We start from the raw sequence: 18,143 nt of genomic DNA, 5'->3' as shown, positions 1-18,143 counted from the left end.
GCCTGCCGGAGGATTACTGGCCGGATTTCAGCATTTCCCAGTATTTGGCATAGACCTGCAGGGCCTCATCACCAATGTCTACCTGGAACTCGGCATTCTTCATATCCTCCGGGGTCGGATAGCTGGCCCGATTGTTCGCCACGTCCTCGTCCAGCAGATCCCGGGCCTTCAGATTCGGTGTCGCATACCCGATGTCCTCGCTGATCAGAGCCGAAATCTCGGGCCTCAGCACGAAGTTGATGAACTTGTAGGCTGCCTCGGGATTACGGGCATTCTTCGGAATCACAAAACTGTCCAGCCAGGCAATGATGCCTTCTTTGGGATAGACGTATTTCAGTGTAGGCATGGTCTCCTGCGCCATCACCGCCTCGCCGTTCCAGATCATGCCGACATCGGTTTCACCCTCAAGATAGGGCACCCGGGGGGCATCCGAGTTGAAGGTACGGACCGAGGGCATCAATTCCTTGAGTTTCTCGTAGGCAGCCTTGATTTCGTCCGGGTTGGTGCTGTTGCCGGAATACCCCAGTACCCGCAGACCGACATGGAACACCTCCCGCATGTCGTTGGTGAGCATCACCCGGCCCTTGAAGCGTTCATCCCACAGGTCGGCCCAGGAATCCACCGGTTCCTCGACGTCGGCGGTGTCCACCGCCAGGCCCGTGGTGCCCCAGAGGTAGGGAATGCTGTACTGGTTGTCCGGGTCGATGTCCAGGTTGGTCAGCTCCGGATCCAGGTTATCAAAGCCTTTGATCTTGCTCCGGTCGATCTTCTTCAAAAGGCCTTCCTGACGCATCTTGCTCACGTAATAGGTGGAGGGCACGGCCAGATCATAGGCGGCGCTGTCATCCAGCAGCTTGAGCTTGGCATACATGGCTTCGTTACTGTCGTAGGTGGTGTAAACCACCTGGATGCCGGTTTCCTCCTGGAAACGGTCCAGCACCTCCTGGGGCATGTACTCGGACCAGTTGTAGAGGTTGAGAACCTGCGGTTCCTCGGAACTGCAGCCCGTCAGGCCCAGGGCCAGCAGGGCGGCCAGTGCGAGTTTTTTCATTGTTTGCTCCTTGTGAGTATCCATTGCGACAGCGATAGCATGACCAGTGAAAACACCAGCAACAGCGTGCCCAGGGCATTCACCTCGGGCTTGAGCCCCACCCGCACCATGGAATAGATGCGCAGCGGGAGAATCTCGTAGGTGGGGCCACTGACGAACGTACTGACCACCACATCATCCAGTGACAGTGTAAACCCCAGCAGCCAACCTGCCAGAAGGGCCGGCATGATCACCGGGATGAGCACCGTCCGGGTCATGGTGAAATCACTGGCACCCAGATCCCGGGCCGCTTCTGGCAGGCTCTCATCAAAGCCGCTGAGCCGGGCCATTACGGTGATCACCACGAACGGCAGACAGAAGGTGACGTGGGCCAGCAGCAGGGATACATACCCCAGCTGTATCCCCACCAGCAGGAACAGTGCCAGCAGTGAGATCGCCAGGACGATTTCCGGTGACATCATCACCACGAACAGCATGCCGTTCAGGACTCGTTTGCCGCGAAACCGGTAACGATGCAGCGCCAGGGCAGTCAGCCCCCCGATCAGGGTGGACACCGTAGCCGCGGAAAGCGCCAGCCACAGGGAGTTCCACATGGCCTCTACCATGGCGTGGTTGTTGAACAGGGTTTCATACCAGCGCAGGCTCAGGCCGCCCCAGGTGTAACCGCTACGGGAATCGTTGAAGGAAAACACCACCAGCACCGCAATGGGCACATACAGCAGGCCGTAGATGAGCATCAGCCAGGCTCGGGGTAGCCATCGAATCATGCCGATCCCTCCTCGCCGATGCGCTGTTTGCTGATACGGTGGGCCAGCATGAGAACCGCCATAGTGAGGGTCAGGACAATACTCGCGGCGGCACCGAACGGCCAGTTACGGGCATCCAGAAACTGGTTCTTGATGACGTTGCCCACCAGCAGGTTCCGGGAGCCCCCGAGAATGTCCGGCACGAAGAACAAACCCATGGCCGGAAGCAGGACCAGCATAACGCCCGCCAGAACCCCCGGGAGGGTCAGCGGCACAATCACGTGCAGAAAGGTCGCAAAACGACCGGCCCCCAGGTCGTGGGACGCCATGACCAGTTCCTCTCGCAGGTCATCAAATACCGAATACAGCGGCAGGATCATGAATGGCAGCAACAGATACACCAGCCCGATAATCACGGCGCCCTCGGTGTACAGCATCCGCACCGGCTCATCGATCCACCCCAGGGACAGCAAAGCAGAGTTGATGAGCCCGTTGGTCGCCAGGATCAGCTTGAGCGCGTAGGTCCGAACCAGCGAATTGGTCCAGAAGGGCACAATCAGAAAGAAAATCAGCAACAGCTGACGGCGTTTCTCCACTTTCGACAGTGCCCAGGCGAAGGGATAGCCGATCAGAAGGCAGGCCAGTGTCGTGACGGCAGCCATGTAAAGGGAGTGCAGAAACACGTCCAGATACAGCGGGTCCATCAACTGGCGATAAGCGTCGAGATTCAGGGGCAATGAAAGAAAGCTGCCGGGATCCCGGGTCATGACACTGGCGCCGACGACCAGCAGGTTTGGCGCCAGCACCAGGAACAGCAACCAGCCCCACACCAGGACCAACACCGCCGCTCCGAACGGCTGCTGGCGAATACTAGACATCGTCGGTGAGACTCCCGACGCTGGCATTCGATGACTCCTCCGGGAGCAGCCATTCCCAGCCATCCACCCAGCTCACCCGCACCGGTTCACCCAGCCGATAGTCGAAGGCCGGATCGTCCTCGTCGAAGAACTCGCTGGCAAGCACCTCGGTTCCATCGTCCAGATGGATCACCGAGTCGAGCGTGCTGCCCTTGTAGTTCCGTTCAACAATCCGGCCGGCCAGTCCCTGCTCATCGGTCGGCTCCAGCACCCGGATGTCCTCCGGGCGCAAAAGCACATGCACGGCCTGACCAGGGTGAAGTTCGAAATCCGGTTTCCTCAGGGTTCGCTTCAGGCCGAACACGTCGACAATGATGTCCCCGTCGTTAACCGCGTCAACGTTCCCCGGGAAGAAATTGGTCTCCCCCACGAACCGGGCAGTGAACAGATTGGCCGGGCGCTCGTAGACTTCCCGTGGCGTGCCGAGCTGCTGGACCACACCGTCCTTGAGCACGACCACCCGATCGGACATGGACAATGCCTCTTCCTGGTCGTGGGTCACAAATACGAAGGTAATCCCCAGCTCCCGCTGCAGTCGTTTCAACTCAACCTGCATAGTGCGTCGAAGCTTGTAGTCGAGGGCAGACAGGGGTTCATCCAGCAATAAAAGACGGGGACGCTTGACTACGGCCCGGGCAATCGCCACCCGTTGCTGCTGACCGCCGGACAGTTGCTGGGGCTTGCGGCGAGCGTAGTCCTGGAGCTGAACCATGGCCAGGGCTTCCTCGACCCGATCGCGAATCTCGTCGGGGGGTCGCTTTTCCATCTTCAACCCGTAGGCCACATTGTCGAAAACCGACATGTGGGGAAACAGCGCATAGTGCTGAAACACGGTGTTCAGAGGACGCCCTTCCGGAGGCGTGCCGGTCAGATCCACACCGGAAAGCGAAATCGATCCGCAGTCCGGCTGCTCAAACCCGGCGATGAGTCGAAGCAGTGTCGTTTTACCGCAACCGGACGGCCCGAGCAGCGTGATGAACTCCCCGTCGTAGATATCCAGGTCCAGGGAATCCAGAACGGTCTTGCCGCCGAATTGCTTGGTGAGATTGCTCAGAGAAAGCAGTGTCTGTTTCATCGGCCCTGCCCGCATAAAGAGCGGCCTATTTTTCCAGAAAGCGCCAAAAACAAAAAGGGGCGCCGGCATTGTGCCGACGCCCCTGTCTTACGCTTCTGATGGGTATTGGATTACTCGGTCGCCGAGCTTTCCAGATACGCCTTGTCAGAAATGTTGGTCCACTTGCGGACGATCTTCAGGTAATCACGCTGGGAAGAAATGATCTTCCGGGCCATCGGATCCTTCTCGGCATACTGCTCAAGCAGCTTGTCGGTGGTCTTGCGAAGGGCGTTGATGACCTCCGGCGGGAACACCTTGTGCTGCACGTCCGGATAGTTTTCCTTCATCTTGTCCCACGCCATGGCATTCTCGTGGTAGCTTTCGATGTACATGTCGTAGGCGGCGGTGCGCATGGCAACACGCAGGATTTCCTGCAGGTCTGCCGGCAGCTTGTCCCAGGTCTTCTCATTCACCAGGAACTGTACCTCGGCACCCGGCTCCTGCCAGCCTGAGTAGTAGTACTTGGCGATCTGCTGGAAGCCCATGGGGAAATCAAGTGCCGGACCGACCCACTCGGCGGCATCGATGGTGCCACGCTCCAATGCACTGAACAGCTCTCCCGGCGGAATGTTGGTCACCGCAACACCCAGCTCGGACATGACCTCGCCGGCCAGGCCGGGTGTCCGCATTTTCAGACCTTTCAGGTCGTCCAGAGATTTGATTTCCTTACGGAACCAGCCGCCCATCTGGTTACCGGTGTTACCGCCCGGGAACGAGAGCAGGCCATACGGACGATACACCTGCTCCATCAGGTCCATGCCGCCACCGTAGTAGAACCACGAGTACATCTCCGGCGCGGTCAGGCCGAACGGAATGGTGGTGAAGTACATGGCATTCGGGATGGTGCCCTTGTAATAGTACGAGGCAGTGTGGCCCAGGTCGTACTGACCGGAACGCACCATATCGAAGATCCCGAACGGCGCCTTGTGTTTGCTGGACGGATCAATCCGGATTTTCAGCCGGCCGTCGGACATTTTTTCCGCCATTTCGGCGAAGTGCTTGGTGGTCTCTGCCAGGATCGGCGTATTCGGCCCCCAGGTCTGGGCAAGGCTCAGGTTGTAGGTTTCCTGGTCCTGGGCAAGCGCGGAGGCACTGAACGCCGAGGTCGCCACAGCGATCGCGGCCAAGAAGGTCTTGCGAAGATTCATGATGTTAGCTTCCGTTTTTGTTGGTATGTATGACAAGTGTCATTAACAGCAGCATCATAGCCTGCTAACGGCCCGAGGCCAATGACCCCGGGCCAACAACGCTCCGGTGGTCAGACCTTGAACTGTCCCACCAGCTCCCGGAGATTCTCGCCCAGTCGCGCCAGCTCGTGACTGGCCTCATTGGTCTGGGTCACACCGGTGTCACTGCGCTGGGCCGCGTCCACGATCCGGACCACGTTCTGGTTGATCTCCTCGGCCACCTGGCTCTGCTGCTCCGCCGCAGTGGCGATCTGCGTTACCTGATCGTGGATCTGGGTGACCGATTTCTCAATGGTGGTCAGCGCCGAGGTTGCGTGATCGATCCGTTCCACCGTCGATTCAGAGCTCTTGCGGGAATGATTCATGCGCTCGACCGCGGCACGGGATTCCGTCACGAATCCGTCGATCATCTCACGGATCTGATCCGCCGATTCGGCACTGCGCTTGGCCAGCTGCCGGACCTCGTCTGCCACCACCGAGAAGCCGCGGCCATGCTCACCCGCGCGCGCTGCCTCGATGGCCGCATTCAGGGCCAGCAGGTTGGTCTGTTCGGTCACCGCATGGATCACGTCGAGCACCTGCTGGATCTCGTCCGATTTTTCTGCCAGGGCATCGATGCTGGCCGAGGTGCTCTTGATCTCTTCCGACAGCTGATTCACCGAACTCTGGGCGCTGGTGATGGTTTCGCCGCCTTCCCGGGCCATCCGATCGGCGTCAGACGCCGCACTTTCAACCTCGTTGGCGTTACCGGAGATCTGCTGGATGGTGGCCGCCATTTCATTGATGGCAGAAGCGATCTGATCGGTTTCGGAGCCCTGCTCCTGCACCGACTGTCGGGTTTCGTTGGCCACCCGGCTGAGCTCTTCGGCGGCAGACGCCAGCTGATCCGTGGTCGCCCCGACATCGCGAATGGTGTTCTGGATCTTCACCACGAAGTGGTTGAACCGGCGACCCAGCTCGGACAGCTCATCGGTTCCTTCCTCAGGCAGGCGCTGACGGAGATCGCCGTCGCCATCGGCAATCTCCTGCATCATGTCACTGACACTCTTCAGCGGTTTCGTCACCGTGCGGCCGACAAACAGCCCGATCAGAACTGCAATGACAACAACAATCACGGTCGCCAGCAGGATAAAGCCCAGCGCCCGTTCAATGCTCTTGTCAATTTCGACCTTCGACGCAGCCACCACCTTCTTGATGTCGGTAATGTAAACACCGGTACCGATCATCCAGTCCCAGCCGGGGATAATTGTGGAGTAGGAAACCTTGGGTTCTTCGTTCCCGGACGCCGGATTCATCCAGTCGTAGGCATAGAAGCCTTCACCTTCCGCTGCGCTGAACAGGCTGCCGACGAGCTTTTTCAAAACCGGGTTGTTGGAAGCACCCTCCTTGGACGGATCCGGCGCGTAGGCCAGATTGAAGACATCGCGGGTATAGGCAAACACATAGTTGTTATTGCCGAAGGTGATCGACCGAAGGCGCTGTCGGGCCGCTTCCTTGGCCTCCGACTCCGACAGATCCGGGTTGTTCTTGGCCTCCATGACCACCGAACGGGCCGTCGAAACCAGACTCTTCAAGCCTTCCTTGCGCGCTTCAAGCAGATTGGCTTCCAGCCTCTTGAGTTCTTCCTCGCCATTGGTCTGGATTCGACTGGCGGTGATCCAGGCCAGGGTACCCGCCGTAAGCAGTACCGGGACAAGTACTGCCACAAGCAGGCGAACTCGAATACTGAGCCGGTTCAGAAACTTCATAGCAATGATCTCTCCACGCTTCGTTTCAGGGTGATTATCCACATCCCGGGCAAAGGAACCGTTCCATTTTGTAAGACAGTTTTTCGCCCCGTCTCCCCCTGCACAGACGGGCCAAATGTAAGCTACGCTTCTAGAAGCATTTTCACGTTCTTCGTTTAACGACCGTCACATCTCTGACTTGAGATCGCCTCATACTAAGGTCCCATGAAACATCTGTTCCTGGTACGCCATGCAAAATCCAGCTGGACTGACGACACCCTCCGGGATCAGGACCGCCCCCTGAACCACCGGGGAGAAAGCCAGCTACCCTCTCTCGCCCGAGCATTGAACAGTCTGGGAGCGTTTGGTGGCCGGGTATATGCCAGTAGCGCGACGCGGGCACGCGCCACGCTTGAGGGCATTCTGCCTCCCGGATTCCCGGCGGACCGGGTAGACATCCTGTCAGAACTCTACACCTTTGATCACCGGCGTCTATTACGCTGGCTGCAGAACCGGGACGAGAGCGAAGACACCGTGCTGCTGATCGGGCACAACCCCGCCCTGATCGATCTGGCAGGCCACTTGTTGGGGGCAGATCCCCACGCGCTGCCAACCGCCTCCATCGCTCATATCACCCTGCCTGACCGCCCCTGGCAAAAACTGAAGGCCGGAAAAGGCACCCTGGAAGCCTTGCTGACGCCGAAGGATTTCAGCTACGAGCAGTTCAACCGGAAACGTCGTAAAGATGACTCGCCCGAACCGGACATTGTGGCCGCCCTCGACCAACAGCTCAGGCGCATCCGGGATCTGGAACGGGGCGTGCGGGTTGGCGTGGACGATGAGTTTCTACACCAATACCGGGTCGCCATCCGACGCAGCCGTGCCATTGCCGAGTCTGTCGAGGAAGTGACCCGGGACCGATCCCTGAGTCGGGCGATCAAGGCACTCAAGCATCACGCCCGGGCGACCAGTGGACTGCGAGACCTGCACGTATTCCGGCAGCAGCTGACGGAAATCTGTCAGGACAACGGAGAACTGGCGGCTGCACTGGCGACGTGGACCGAGGCCGCCATCGACAGATCCCACAGCGATCTGGTCCACCACCTGGACAGCAGACACTACCGGAACAGTCTGGACGAGTGGAGCAACCGGATTCATGCCCGAGCGTTCCGCAAGCTGACCCGTGGAATGACATCGAAAGACATCCGGAATGCGGTCGCACGACGTATCAAAGAGTTCAACAGGCGTGACGCCGAACTGTTGCACTCATCGCCCGACGAGCCTATCCATCGCCAGAGAAAACGCATCAAGCGCATTCGTTACCTGATGGAACTGGACCGGCCTCGATGGCAGGAGGCCCTCGGTATCCTGAAAAAACAGCAGGAAATGTATGGGCGCTTTCAGGATCTGCACGTGCAGATTGAACTGCTCGATGCCTTCCGGGACAGTGCACCGGATGTCCGGCCCGGGGCCATTCAGGGCCTGAAGACGGAGCTGGAGCAACAGAAGGCGGACGTCAAACGCCGGATACTCGCTCTGGGAGGACTTGATGGAGCCCCGCTACGACACGCTCTTCTATGATGGCCAATGCCCGGTTTGTGCCCGTGAGGTGAGAACCCTCAGACGACTGCAGACGGGCCAACTGCTGCTCGCCGATATCCACGATCAGCGCAACCAGGCGCTGCCAGACCGTGAAACACTGCTGCGGCGCCTGCACCTGATGACCTGGACCGGCGAATGGGTCACCGGGCTCCATGCCACGGTTCGAGCCTGGTCCCATACGCCCCTGGGGTTCCTGTTCAGGCCTTTACTCTGGCCAGGCATCTACCAGTTGGCGGCACCAGTCTACGCGCGATGGGCGGACCGACGATACCAGCGGAAATACGCCTGCGGAGCATGCAAAATCGGCTAGCCGCTGCCTTGTATGGCCAGCGGCGAGCCTGATCCTTATAAGGATTCAACCGACCGGTCGATCATCGGGCGGAGCGCCCTCATCGCACTTCCGGCAATCCAGTTCGACACCGAGCCTCGACGCCCTGCCTTCCCGGGTAGTCACCCAGGGGCGGTTGATCCAGGGCGGATCATGACGCACGTGCTGGTTGTGACCACAGGCCAACTGCGCGACCCAGTGATCTTCGTCGTCCTTGTGATAACCGGTGATCGGTTGTTTCATGGTAATACGCTTGCCGTGTATCAGAAACGGATTTCAGGGCCGATGGAAAAGACCTGCATGTCCGACTTGAAGTTCTTCAGGTCGGTTCCCCGATTATCGCCCACGTCCTTGATGTAATCCCAGGCAACCCGGACACCAAAACGCTCTGTAATACCCAGAGTTGCGCCAACGCCAGTACGCAGGGACACACCGTTAGACGTATCGGAATCACTGCCACTGAAGCCCGCCGTGGATACGGACGCGTCCAGTGTCTGCCGCCAGTACTGAGCACCAACTTTCATAAACAACCGAACATTGCTGTATTCAGGCGTGAATACCAGCAACGACCCATCGAACATATGGTAGCTTGCGTCCAGCGCCAATTGACCCAATGCGGGGTCCGAGATCTCGATGGAGGAATCAGCCACGTACCGATAGCCCCCTTCAAAAGCCAGATACTTGTCGAAGAAGCCCCCGGCATAAAGTCGACCGGTCCACGCTTTATCATCACACAGATCACCACTCAGGCCATCGCAAAAATCCTTGACCGTCGCCTGCCCTGCACTGAGGCCCGCGTATCGATCTGCGGCGTTCGAGGGACCGGAAAGCCCGATAAAAGTGGAGGCAACCACCGCGAGAGACCACAACTTACCTGTTTTCAACATCCTGTTTTTCCTTGTGTTGGTGCATGAGAAATGCGACAGGCATGTTACAGAGGCAACGGTTAAACACGGAGAAGACAGGCGCAGTTTTTACGGTTTTTTACATTTTGAGCCTGCTCATACTATGCAACCTCAAAGTCAGTACGCAAGGCATCATGACCTGTAGGAGCGCCAGTGCCGAAAGGCATCCTCGTAATCATGTGGTTTCGGCGGAGGTCCTCTCCTGCCACGCGGACCAGGAATAGATCGCCAGAGCAATCCAGATCATGACAAAGCTCATCAGCTTGGCCGGGCTCAGTGGCTCATCGAAAACGAACTTCGCAATCAGAAACTGAAGCGTCGGATTGATGTACATGAGAAAGCCGACGGTGGCCAGCCGCAAACGGCGGGCAGCACCGGCAAAGGCGAGCAGTGGAACCGCTGTGACCACACCGGAAGACAGCAGCAACAGAAGGCCGCCAGGGCTTTGCGAGAAATGGGACAGATCCCGATGCCCCAGCCAGGCCCAGGCGATCAGGGCAACGGGCAACAGTAACAGGGTTTCCACGAACAGGCCCGACAGACCATCCAGTTCGACCTTCTTCCGGAACAGACCGTAACTGCCGAAGCTGAACGCCAGGACCAGGGTGATCCAGGGAACGACACCGAGAAGGAACAGTTGGTAGAGAATGGCAAAGGCCGCCAGTACAACGGCCAGCCCCTGCAGTCTGGAGATCCTTTCCCGGAGAACAATCATCCCCATAGCCACGTTTACCAGAGGCGTCAGGAAATATCCCAGGCTCGCCTGGAGCACGTGCCGGGTCTCGACCGCGAATATATACACGCCCCAGTTCAGGGCGATAAAAACTGCGCAACCAAGGACAAAGCCCAGTCGCTGTGGCTGGCGCAGGGCATTGCGAACCGGCTGCCAGCGTTTCAGCAATGTGATGACCACTGCCAGGAACAGGCAGGACCAGATGATCCGGTGAATCAGCACCTCGTAGGCGGGAATGCCCTCGAACAGGGAAAAATACAGTGGAAAACTGCCCCAGAGGGTGTAGGCCGCCAGGCCAAACAGTACACCTCTGGTTGCTTCGCTGCCGGTCGCTTTCATAGGTTCCTCACTATCCAGGCGCGTCAATTTACCACAGCCCGGATGACGAAGGCTCGCCAAATGTCCTAACCTGAAGGCCTGACCTAACCGGTGGAGGAAATCCGATGAAGAGTGCCCACGATCTGGTGGAAGATGCCAGGAAAGAAATCCAGGAAGTGTCGCTGGAGAAGGCCGACGAGGCGATCCGGCAAGCCGATCTTTTGCTGGATGTACGCGACCCGGACGAATACCGGAGCGCGCATATTCCCGGCGCCGTCAATATTTCCCGGGGCATGCTGGAATTCAAGTTTTCCAATGATCCGTCCCTGGAAAACCGGGACATGAAAATCGTGCTCTACTGCAAGACGTCTGGTCGCGCGGCCTTGAGCGCGCAATCACTCAAGGCAATGGGATACCGCAACGTGCAGTCCATCGAAGGCGGTTTCGACGCCTGGGTGGACGCCGGTAAAGACGTCGTCGAGCCGCAACTGCCAGCGTTCGAATAGACCGGGATCACAGACAGCAGGCCTTGTACTTTTTACCACTGCCGCACGGGCACCGCTCGTTGCGGCCGGGCTTCAGGATACCCTCCCGGGTCTCCCCGGAAAGGTAGTACCACTGCCCATCCTCTCTGACGAAGTCAGACACTTCCTCAAGGTAGCCCCATTCGCCGCCCACACGGTAAATGGCGCGAAAATGCACCGTCCCCCGGCGATCATGTTCTTCGCTGCTGATAATCTGCAGTGATGTCCAGTCGGGAGAATCGTCCAGATCGAGCGTGACCGGGCGGGTGTCCGGGTGCCAGGTGGCCCTCAGGTAATCCGGTCGCTTCTGGACAAACGCCGCGAATCGCGAACGCATCAATGCCTCTGGCGTGGGCGCCGGGTCGCCCAGATGCATCGGTTGGCAGCACTGCCCGTAGGATTTGCCCGAACCGCAGGGGCAGTTGGCTTTTGGGTCATCGGATGGCATAGAGTGTCGCATTCGGCTTCAACATGGGTGTTAGCCGCCAGTTTACCAACTTCCGCGCCGGGAACCGATTACGGCGCCTAACGGAACAGACAGACCGTGCTCGATATCTCCTGGTTTCAGATTCTTCTTGCCAATCTGGCGCTGCTGGCCGGAGCCTGTCTTCAGGGCGTGGCCGGTTACGGCATAGGCACACTTTCGGCACCGTTGTTATTCCTGATCAGTCCGGTACTGCTTCCGGCCCCGCTGATTCTTAACGCCACCCTGCTGACCATCCTGATGCTGATCCGCAACCGGGGCTCGGTGGAAATCCGACAGGTTCGCTTTGCCATTGGTGGCGGCTTCATTGGCGTCCTGCTGGCCGGCTTTACCCTGACGCTTATTTCTCCCAAAGGCTTCGAACTGATGTTCGGCGCACTCATTCTGATTGGTGTCGGCCTCAGCGTGGTTGGTCTCAAGCCCCGGTTGAATGCCCGCAACAGCATGATCGCCGGTGCCGCCTCCACGTATATGGGCACGATCACCGCGGTCGGCGGCCCACCGATCGCCCTGATCTACCAGAATGAAAAGGGACCGCTGGTACGCGCCAATATGTCGGCCTTCTTTCTGGTCGCCAGCTTTTTCAGTGTGGCGACCCTGGCGGTTTCCGGCTATCTCGGCAGCGCACAGGCCACCCTGTTCATTGTGACGTTTCCGGGGGTTCTGGCCGGCTTCTGGCTATCCGGAACGCTGGTCAACCGATTGCCGTTTGAAGGGTTGCGCCCGGTCATCCTCGGCATTGCCGGCGCAGCAGGCCTCGCCGCACTGATACGAGGTCTGATGTCACTCTGAGCCGGCAATGCTTGCATCATGCAGCTTTCTCAAAATGTGGCTGCTATACTGCCTGGTCAAATTTCCCCCTGCGCCCGGGTCTGCCATGAATACCTCAGAACCCTCCGACATCATTGCATCCGATTCGGTTGGAGAAGATTCGCTCCTTTCCAGCACTCAGGGTTTACAGGCAGTTCTCGATAACCTGGACGCACTGGTTTACGTATCCGATTTCCAGACCCATGAACTCCTTTACATGAACGCTTACGGGCGACAGATCTGGGGACAATTCGAGGGTCGCCGTTGCTGGCAGGTGCTTCAGGACAGCAACGGGCCTTGCTCGTTCTGCACCAATCACCTGCTGGTCGATAGCGAAGGCAATCCCACGCCTCCCTACATCTGGGAATTCCAGAATATGGTGGATCAGCGCTGGTACCAGTGTCGCGACAGGGCAATCCGCTGGACCGACGGTCGCCTCGTCCGCATGGAAATTGCCACCGACATCACCGACCGCAAGGAAATGGAAATCGCCCTCAAGGCGGCGCACGAAAAAGCCCGTGCGGCAGCGCTGGAGGACGAACTGACCGGACTTCACAACCGGCGGGCGTTTTTCGAGTTCGGTATGCAGGCACTGAAGCAGGCGCGCCGCAACAAAACACCCATGGCGGCAGTGATGTTCGACCTGGATCACTTCAAGGTCATCAATGATACCCACGGCCATGAAGCCGGCGACGAGGTCCTCAGGCGTGTGGGCAGTCTGCTTAAAGCAAAGGTTCGCGAAGCTGACATCGCCGCGCGTATTGGTGGGGAAGAATTTGCCATCCTGCTGACCACCGCGACACTCGCGGAAGCCCGCGACATGGCTGAACGCTTGCTGGTTCTGATCCGGAACAGCGGCATTCCATTCCGGAACGTGAAAATTTCGCCCACGGCCAGCTTCGGACTGGCCATGATGTCCGATACGGATACTCGCCTGGAACCACTGCTGGCTCGCGCCGACGAGGCCATGTACGAATCAAAGACCGGGGGCCGAAACCGGATCACCGTCCATAGCGAGCCGGAGCCCGGCCAGGCCTGAATCAGGCCCGCCGGGTTACCGCCATGGTGAGCCGGGAAATACAGGTGGTTTTGCCGTCCTCGTTTTCCAGGCGGATTTCCCAGACCTGGGTAGCCCCGCCAATGTGCAGGGCCTTTGCAGTGCCATAGACCCAGCCCTTGCTCACCGGCCGGATGTGATTGGCGTTGATGTCCAGGCCTACTGCGACAGTTTCAGGATCCCTGAGGCAGCAGTTCGCGGCCATGCTGCCCAGCGTCTCTGCCAACAATACCGATGCGCCCCCATGGAGAATACCGAACGGTTGAACCGTGCGTTCATCGACGGGCATGCGTCCCTTGACGTAATCGTCTCCGATTTCGAGGTATTCAATACCCAAATGCTCGACGGCGGTATTGCGGCTATTTGCAGACAGCTGCTCAAGATTGGGTTCGCGGGTCCAGATTGCCATGTCGGGATCGTCTCCTGAGTCTTCGTTTGACGGATAGTGGAGACGAGTCTATCCGGTTAGCTTGCTCAGCACCACGAAAAAATGCCGGACGGAGGCCCGCGACAAAGGCCTTACGGGAGGGGTTGTCCCAGGTATTTCAGAAGCAGCGCCTCCCGCTCCCCTTTCATATCCATCAGCTTCAGTGCGGCCCGGATATCGTCGGCATAGCGAAGGGCCGGTGAGGTTTTCGCCACCGCAATCCAGGAGCGTTCCCCGGGCACAAAAAACGGAGAAACGTGGGCTTCCAGTCCCAGTTTCTTTATGGTGTACCGGCCCACCAGTTCCGGTGCGATCACCACATCCACTCGCCCCCTCTGCATCATCAGCATCAGGTTTTCGTAGCGTTTGGCCGGCTCTTTCTGAAGATCACCATCTTCATCAAACTGGTGGAAGTAGCTTGCGCCATCCAGCACACCAATACGTTTGCCGTAGAGATCCGAGTAACGCTCTATGCGGTTTTTGGTATTCATGTAGAAGAACAGCCGGCGCTCGGGGGGAAAGGCCGGAGCGACATAAGCCAGTTTCTTTTCCCGCTCCGGGGTCTTCAACGGGCCCAGCATGATATCCACTTCGCCCTGCTCCATCATGAGCAGGACGCGTCGGAACGGCGCCTCCCGGAAACGGACCTGCCACCCCAGCAATCTCGCCACTTCCTTGAAAATGTCGACATAGAGACCGGTGTTCCGGTCGGGCCCGATAATCCGATAGGGGGGTGCGTTATTGACACCAACGGTAACCGTTAACGGCGGCACCGTTTCGGTGCCCTGCTGGGCCGCGCAAGGCAACGACAACAGCACCAGAAACCATAACAAAAACATCCGCATAGACAGGCCTTTCCCTGAACGTGTGAATGTGCGGTACCGAACCTCCTTCGTCCGGATATCCCGTTATTATAGACATCTCCGTCAAATCCGCTGCCCGACGATTTACGTAATCACGGTTGAATTCCATCCGGCGCGGATCCATTTCCACCTGTGTACCGGATCCAATTCAAACGATCTTCAAACGAACGGAGCAAGCCTGACATGAAAATACTGATGGTTCTGACATCCCACGACCAAATGGGCGATACCGGCCACAAGACCGGTTTCTGGCTGGAAGAATTCACTGCTCCTTTCTACGTATTCAAGGACGCCGGGGCCGATATCACGATCGCCTCACCCAAGGGTGGGCAGCCCCCGGTTGACCCGAACAGTGAGGCCGAAGGGGCCCTCACCGACACCACCCGCCGCTTCATGGACGACGCGCACGCCAAGGAGATGCTGGCCAGCACCAAGAAGCTGGACGATGTCGACATGAACGACTTTGACGCCATCTTCTATCCGGGTGGTCACGGACCGCTGTGGGACCTGGCGAATGACGACAAGTCCATTGCATTGATCAAGACGGCTTATGAACAGGACAAGGTGATCGGCGCCGTCTGTCACGCGCCTGCCGTCTTCAAGAAGGTGTTCATCAAGCCGGATCAGAACATCGTGGGCGGGCGCACCGTCACCGGCTTCACCAACACCGAGGAAGAGGCCGTCCAGCTGACCAACATCGTGCCGTTCCTCGTTGAGGATATGCTCAAGGAAAACGCAGGAGAATATACCCGCGGGGACGATTGGGCACCGCACATCGTTGTCGATGGCAAGCTGATTACCGGCCAGAATCCCGCATCCTCCGAAGGCGCGGCCAAAGCCGTACTTCAAACCTTGCAGGAGGGCTGAAGGCAACCCGGGAACGGATAACCGCGTTATCCGGTCCTGAAGTCGGGCTGCTGCTCGCCGGCGTGGCTGAGCAGTACGCCCGGAGCGCCGGCTTCAAGCAATGCCCGGATCCGATCCGGAATCACGACTTTTTCCATCATCGACGGCTGTATCATCACGTCGGTGATGTCGGCGTCTGCAATGAATTGCCCATCGGCAAACCGATAGAATTCCAGATGGAGCGTGAAGGAGGTGCGGCCAATCCGGCCGGTCCGAATCCTGGCCTCCAGCACGTCATCAAACCGCGCCGGCGCCTTCCAGTTGATGGTCAGGCTCACCACCTGAATATCCAGATCCTGATCCAGTAAATTCTGGTAATCCCCGAACAGCACCCGGATATACTCGTTGACCGCAATATCGACGAAATCGGCGTACCGAGCATTGAATACAACGCTCTGGGCATCGCACTCGCCGTAGCGCACGCGAAATCGGAAACGAAAAGGCATATCGCTGGACTCAGGCATGTGGCATTACTCATCTTGACTGGTTTCTGGTCGATCATGGCCCCTTACCGGAACCGGCACGGGTTCATCATACCAGCGATCCGAGCCCCGAAAGACACCCCCTCCTATCCGCAACTGTCACATCATTCAACGCCACTCTGTGCTAACGTTTTTGGGGAATTCCTCAAAAGGTTGGCCGAAGTCATGAGCAATCCGAAGCATACGCTGTTCTGGATGACGCTATTCCTGGGCGTTGTCGTCATCGTTGGCGCACTTATTCACAAGCCACTGATCACCGCGTTCATGGCCAACTGGGTGTTCAACCTGCTGATTGTCGGCGTCCTGATCGTGGGAATCGCCCTGACCTATCGACAGGTGTTCGTACTGTTCCCGGAGCTCCGCTGGGTTGCCCAGTTCCGTACCGGTCATTCGGGACTATCGGTGCTGCAGGAGCCCCGACTGCTGAAGCCCCTGGCCAGGCAACTGGGCGAGGAGGCAAAGCGGGATCGGTTCACCCTGTCCACGATGTCACTGCGAACGGTACTGGACGGCATCCACTCCCGGATGGACGAGCAACGGGAAATCACCCGTTACTTCATTAACCTGCTGGTGTTTCTGGGCCTTCTCGGGACCTTCTGGGGGCTGCTCGGGACCATCAACGCTGTGGGCGATGTGATCGCCGGCCTGGACATGAGCCAGGAGGACTTCGGCAAGGTCTTTGGCGACCTTCAGGCAGGGCTGCTGACACCGCTTCAGGGTATGGGCACGGCATTCAGTTCCTCCCTGCTCGGCCTCGGAGGGTCGCTGATTCTGGGCTTTCTGGACATCCAGGCAGGGCATGCCCAGAACCGTTTCTACGACGGCCTTGAGGAATGGCTGACCGGGGTCACCAACCTGGTGGACCGGGTGGATGACGAGAAAGACCTGTCATGATCGGTTCCCGCCGGCGCTCCCGCAGTTCAACCAACGTCTGGCCGGGCTATGTCGATGCCCTGTCCGCACTGCTGATGCTCGTGATTTTCGTGCTGATGGTCTATGTGGTCAGCCAGCTGTATCTCTCCCAGACACTTTCCGATCGCAACTCCCAGCTGGTTCGTCTGAACGCCCGGCTCAGTGAACTGTCCGAGCTGCTTGGGCTCGAGAAAGACAAGACGGCAGCCATGGAAGAGCAGATGGCGTCGCTCCAGAATGACTACAGCAATAGCCTGAATCGCAATGACGCGCTGGTCAGCCAACTCGAGAACACCCGCGAGCAGCTGATGCAACAGACGGCCAATGCCGATGCCCAGGCGGAGAGGCTTGCCAGCATGGAGCAGAGTCTGGCCGACAAGGAAGAGATGTCCGCCAGCCAGCAGGCCATGATTCTCAGGCTGTCGAACCAGATCGCGTCGCTCCAGGGCCAGTTACGTGAAATCGCGGCGGCCCTGAAGCTCCAGAAAAACCTGACCGCCGAAAAGGAATCGCAACTGAAACAGGTCAGTCAACGCCTGAATACCCTGCTGGCCGAAAGGGTGAACCAGCTGGAGCAGTACCAGTCGGAGTTCTTCTCGCGACTGAGGGACATCCTGGCCAGTAACGACAACATCCGGGTAGTAGGCGACCGGTTCCTGCTGCCCTCGGAGTTGCTGTTCGCATCCGGATCGGCGGAACTCGGGGCGGAAGGCAAACGCGAGCTGGACAAGCTGGCCGGCGTGCTGCTGGATGTGGTCAACAAGATTCCGGACGACGTGGACTGGATCCTGCGAGTGGATGGCCATACGGACATCATTCCGATCAACACGCCGAAATTCCCGTCGAACTGGGAACTGTCGACGGCGCGGGCGGTGGCGGTGGTTCGCTACCTGGCGGCTCAGGGTGTGCCTGAGAAGCGTATGGTGGCCGCCGGCTTCGGTGAGTTCTTCCCGGTCGCCGAGGGCACCTCACCGGAAGCCCTTCAGAAGAACCGGCGGATAGAACTCAAACTGACCGACCGGTAATCGTCGGTCAGTTTGAGGGTCAGGT

At 58.6% G+C, this 18,143-nt stretch carries 21 protein-coding genes; 8 read left to right on the top strand and 13 right to left on the bottom strand.

Translation table 11 applies throughout. The annotated features are described in order from the left end of the window. Positions 1-13 precede the first annotated feature (13 nt). From MLD04_RS12625 to MLD04_RS12600, 6 genes are all read right to left on the bottom strand, one after another. Complete coding sequence (locus MLD04_RS12625) at positions 14-1,051, bottom strand: ABC transporter substrate-binding protein (RefSeq protein ID WP_248158896.1); 1,038 nt, start codon at positions 1,049-1,051, stop codon at positions 14-16. Continuing rightward, positions 1,048-1,818: a spermidine/putrescine ABC transporter permease PotC gene (gene potC, locus MLD04_RS12620; protein ID WP_008940410.1), complete on the bottom strand. Its 771-nt coding sequence runs from the start codon at positions 1,816-1,818 to the stop codon at positions 1,048-1,050. Before potC ends, MLD04_RS12625 begins: the two co-directional genes overlap by 4 nt. After that, the gene (potB, locus tag MLD04_RS12615) at positions 1,815-2,675 is read right to left on the bottom strand and encodes a spermidine/putrescine ABC transporter permease PotB (RefSeq protein WP_248158894.1); all 861 of its coding nucleotides are present in this window, start codon (positions 2,673-2,675) and stop codon (positions 1,815-1,817) included. Before potB ends, potC begins: the two co-directional genes overlap by 4 nt. Next, entirely contained in the window at positions 2,668-3,789 is a 1,122-nt protein-coding gene (gene potA, locus MLD04_RS12610; RefSeq protein ID WP_248158891.1) for a spermidine/putrescine ABC transporter ATP-binding protein PotA, read from the bottom strand. Before potA ends, potB begins: the two co-directional genes overlap by 8 nt. A 110-nt stretch (positions 3,790-3,899) precedes the next feature. Beyond that, entirely contained in the window at positions 3,900-4,976 is a 1,077-nt protein-coding gene (locus MLD04_RS12605) for a TRAP transporter substrate-binding protein (protein ID WP_248158888.1), read from the bottom strand. 110 nt (positions 4,977-5,086) lie between these two features. Continuing rightward, positions 5,087-6,763: a methyl-accepting chemotaxis protein gene (locus tag MLD04_RS12600; protein ID WP_248158886.1), complete on the bottom strand. Its 1,677-nt coding sequence runs from the start codon at positions 6,761-6,763 to the stop codon at positions 5,087-5,089. Positions 6,764-6,967: 204 nt separating this feature from the next. Between MLD04_RS12600 and MLD04_RS12595 the strand changes: the two genes are divergently transcribed. Beyond that, a complete protein-coding gene (locus tag MLD04_RS12595; RefSeq protein WP_248158884.1) occupies positions 6,968-8,323 on the top strand; it encodes a CHAD domain-containing protein in 1,356 nt (451 codons plus the stop codon). Beyond that, positions 8,292-8,654 carry a thiol-disulfide oxidoreductase DCC family protein gene (locus MLD04_RS12590; RefSeq protein ID WP_248158881.1) on the top strand — a complete coding sequence of 121 codons (363 nt, stop codon included), beginning with the start codon at positions 8,292-8,294 and terminating at the stop codon, positions 8,652-8,654. The genes MLD04_RS12595 and MLD04_RS12590 overlap by 32 nt, the downstream gene beginning before the upstream one ends. A 45-nt stretch (positions 8,655-8,699) precedes the next feature. Here the strand turns inward: MLD04_RS12590 and MLD04_RS12585 are convergent, their stop codons facing one another. From MLD04_RS12585 to rarD, 3 genes are all read right to left on the bottom strand, one after another. Continuing rightward, positions 8,700-8,915, bottom strand: coding sequence for a DUF3565 domain-containing protein (locus MLD04_RS12585; RefSeq protein WP_248158879.1), 216 nt, complete (start codon positions 8,913-8,915; stop codon positions 8,700-8,702). A gap of 20 nt (positions 8,916-8,935) precedes the next feature. Continuing rightward, positions 8,936-9,559 (bottom strand): outer membrane beta-barrel protein, encoded by a 624-nt coding sequence (locus MLD04_RS12580; RefSeq protein ID WP_248158876.1) that lies wholly within the window; start codon positions 9,557-9,559, stop codon positions 8,936-8,938. Positions 9,560-9,752: 193 nt separating this feature from the next. Next, a complete protein-coding gene (gene rarD, locus MLD04_RS12575; protein ID WP_248158874.1) occupies positions 9,753-10,649 on the bottom strand; it encodes an EamA family transporter RarD in 897 nt (298 codons plus the stop codon). 104 nt (positions 10,650-10,753) lie between these two features. Here rarD and MLD04_RS12570 point away from each other — a divergent pair, with 104 nt between their 5' ends. Next, a complete protein-coding gene (locus tag MLD04_RS12570; protein ID WP_248158873.1) occupies positions 10,754-11,134 on the top strand; it encodes a rhodanese-like domain-containing protein in 381 nt (126 codons plus the stop codon). Between the two features lie 7 nt (positions 11,135-11,141). Here MLD04_RS12570 and MLD04_RS12565 read toward each other — a convergent pair whose 3' ends face one another. Further along, entirely contained in the window at positions 11,142-11,600 is a 459-nt protein-coding gene (locus tag MLD04_RS12565; protein WP_248158871.1) for a YchJ family protein, read from the bottom strand. Between the two features lie 96 nt (positions 11,601-11,696). Between MLD04_RS12565 and MLD04_RS12560 the strand changes: the two genes are divergently transcribed. Together MLD04_RS12560 and MLD04_RS12555 are read left to right on the top strand one after the other, a co-directional pair. Continuing rightward, on the top strand, positions 11,697-12,428 hold the full coding sequence (locus MLD04_RS12560; RefSeq protein WP_248158865.1) for a sulfite exporter TauE/SafE family protein: 732 nt from the start codon (positions 11,697-11,699) through the stop codon (positions 12,426-12,428). Between the two features lie 85 nt (positions 12,429-12,513). Next, positions 12,514-13,485: a sensor domain-containing diguanylate cyclase gene (locus MLD04_RS12555; RefSeq protein ID WP_248158863.1), complete on the top strand. Its 972-nt coding sequence runs from the start codon at positions 12,514-12,516 to the stop codon at positions 13,483-13,485. A 1-nt stretch (position 13,486) separates the two neighbouring features. Here MLD04_RS12555 and MLD04_RS12550 read toward each other — a convergent pair whose 3' ends face one another. Both MLD04_RS12550 and MLD04_RS12545 read right to left on the bottom strand, forming a co-directional pair. Beyond that, a complete protein-coding gene (locus MLD04_RS12550) occupies positions 13,487-13,912 on the bottom strand; it encodes a hotdog fold thioesterase (protein ID WP_248158861.1) in 426 nt (141 codons plus the stop codon). A gap of 110 nt (positions 13,913-14,022) precedes the next feature. Beyond that, positions 14,023-14,775 (bottom strand): substrate-binding periplasmic protein, encoded by a 753-nt coding sequence (locus tag MLD04_RS12545; RefSeq protein ID WP_248158859.1) that lies wholly within the window; start codon positions 14,773-14,775, stop codon positions 14,023-14,025. 201 nt (positions 14,776-14,976) lie between these two features. Between MLD04_RS12545 and MLD04_RS12540 the strand changes: the two genes are divergently transcribed. Continuing rightward, positions 14,977-15,660 carry a type 1 glutamine amidotransferase domain-containing protein gene (locus MLD04_RS12540; protein WP_248158857.1) on the top strand — a complete coding sequence of 228 codons (684 nt, stop codon included), beginning with the start codon at positions 14,977-14,979 and terminating at the stop codon, positions 15,658-15,660. A gap of 26 nt (positions 15,661-15,686) precedes the next feature. On the opposite strand, the gene MLD04_RS12535 is transcribed toward MLD04_RS12540, so the two are convergent. Beyond that, positions 15,687-16,163: an acyl-CoA thioesterase gene (locus MLD04_RS12535; protein ID WP_248158856.1), complete on the bottom strand. Its 477-nt coding sequence runs from the start codon at positions 16,161-16,163 to the stop codon at positions 15,687-15,689. Positions 16,164-16,346: 183 nt separating this feature from the next. Between MLD04_RS12535 and MLD04_RS12530 the strand changes: the two genes are divergently transcribed. Together MLD04_RS12530 and MLD04_RS12525 are read left to right on the top strand one after the other, a co-directional pair. Continuing rightward, positions 16,347-17,075 carry a flagellar motor protein MotA gene (locus MLD04_RS12530; protein WP_248158855.1) on the top strand — a complete coding sequence of 243 codons (729 nt, stop codon included), beginning with the start codon at positions 16,347-16,349 and terminating at the stop codon, positions 17,073-17,075. Beyond that, entirely contained in the window at positions 17,072-18,118 is a 1,047-nt protein-coding gene (locus tag MLD04_RS12525; RefSeq protein WP_248158847.1) for a peptidoglycan -binding protein, read from the top strand. The genes MLD04_RS12530 and MLD04_RS12525 overlap by 4 nt, the downstream gene beginning before the upstream one ends. Positions 18,119-18,143: the final 25 nt, after the last annotated feature.

Source organism: Marinobacter koreensis (assembly GCF_023156285.1).
In the GTDB taxonomy this organism is placed as follows: Bacteria; Pseudomonadota; Gammaproteobacteria; order Pseudomonadales; family Oleiphilaceae; genus Marinobacter; species Marinobacter koreensis.
The sequence above is the reverse complement of the archived record's forward strand: the minus strand, read 5'-3'. Positions and strand labels throughout refer to the sequence as shown.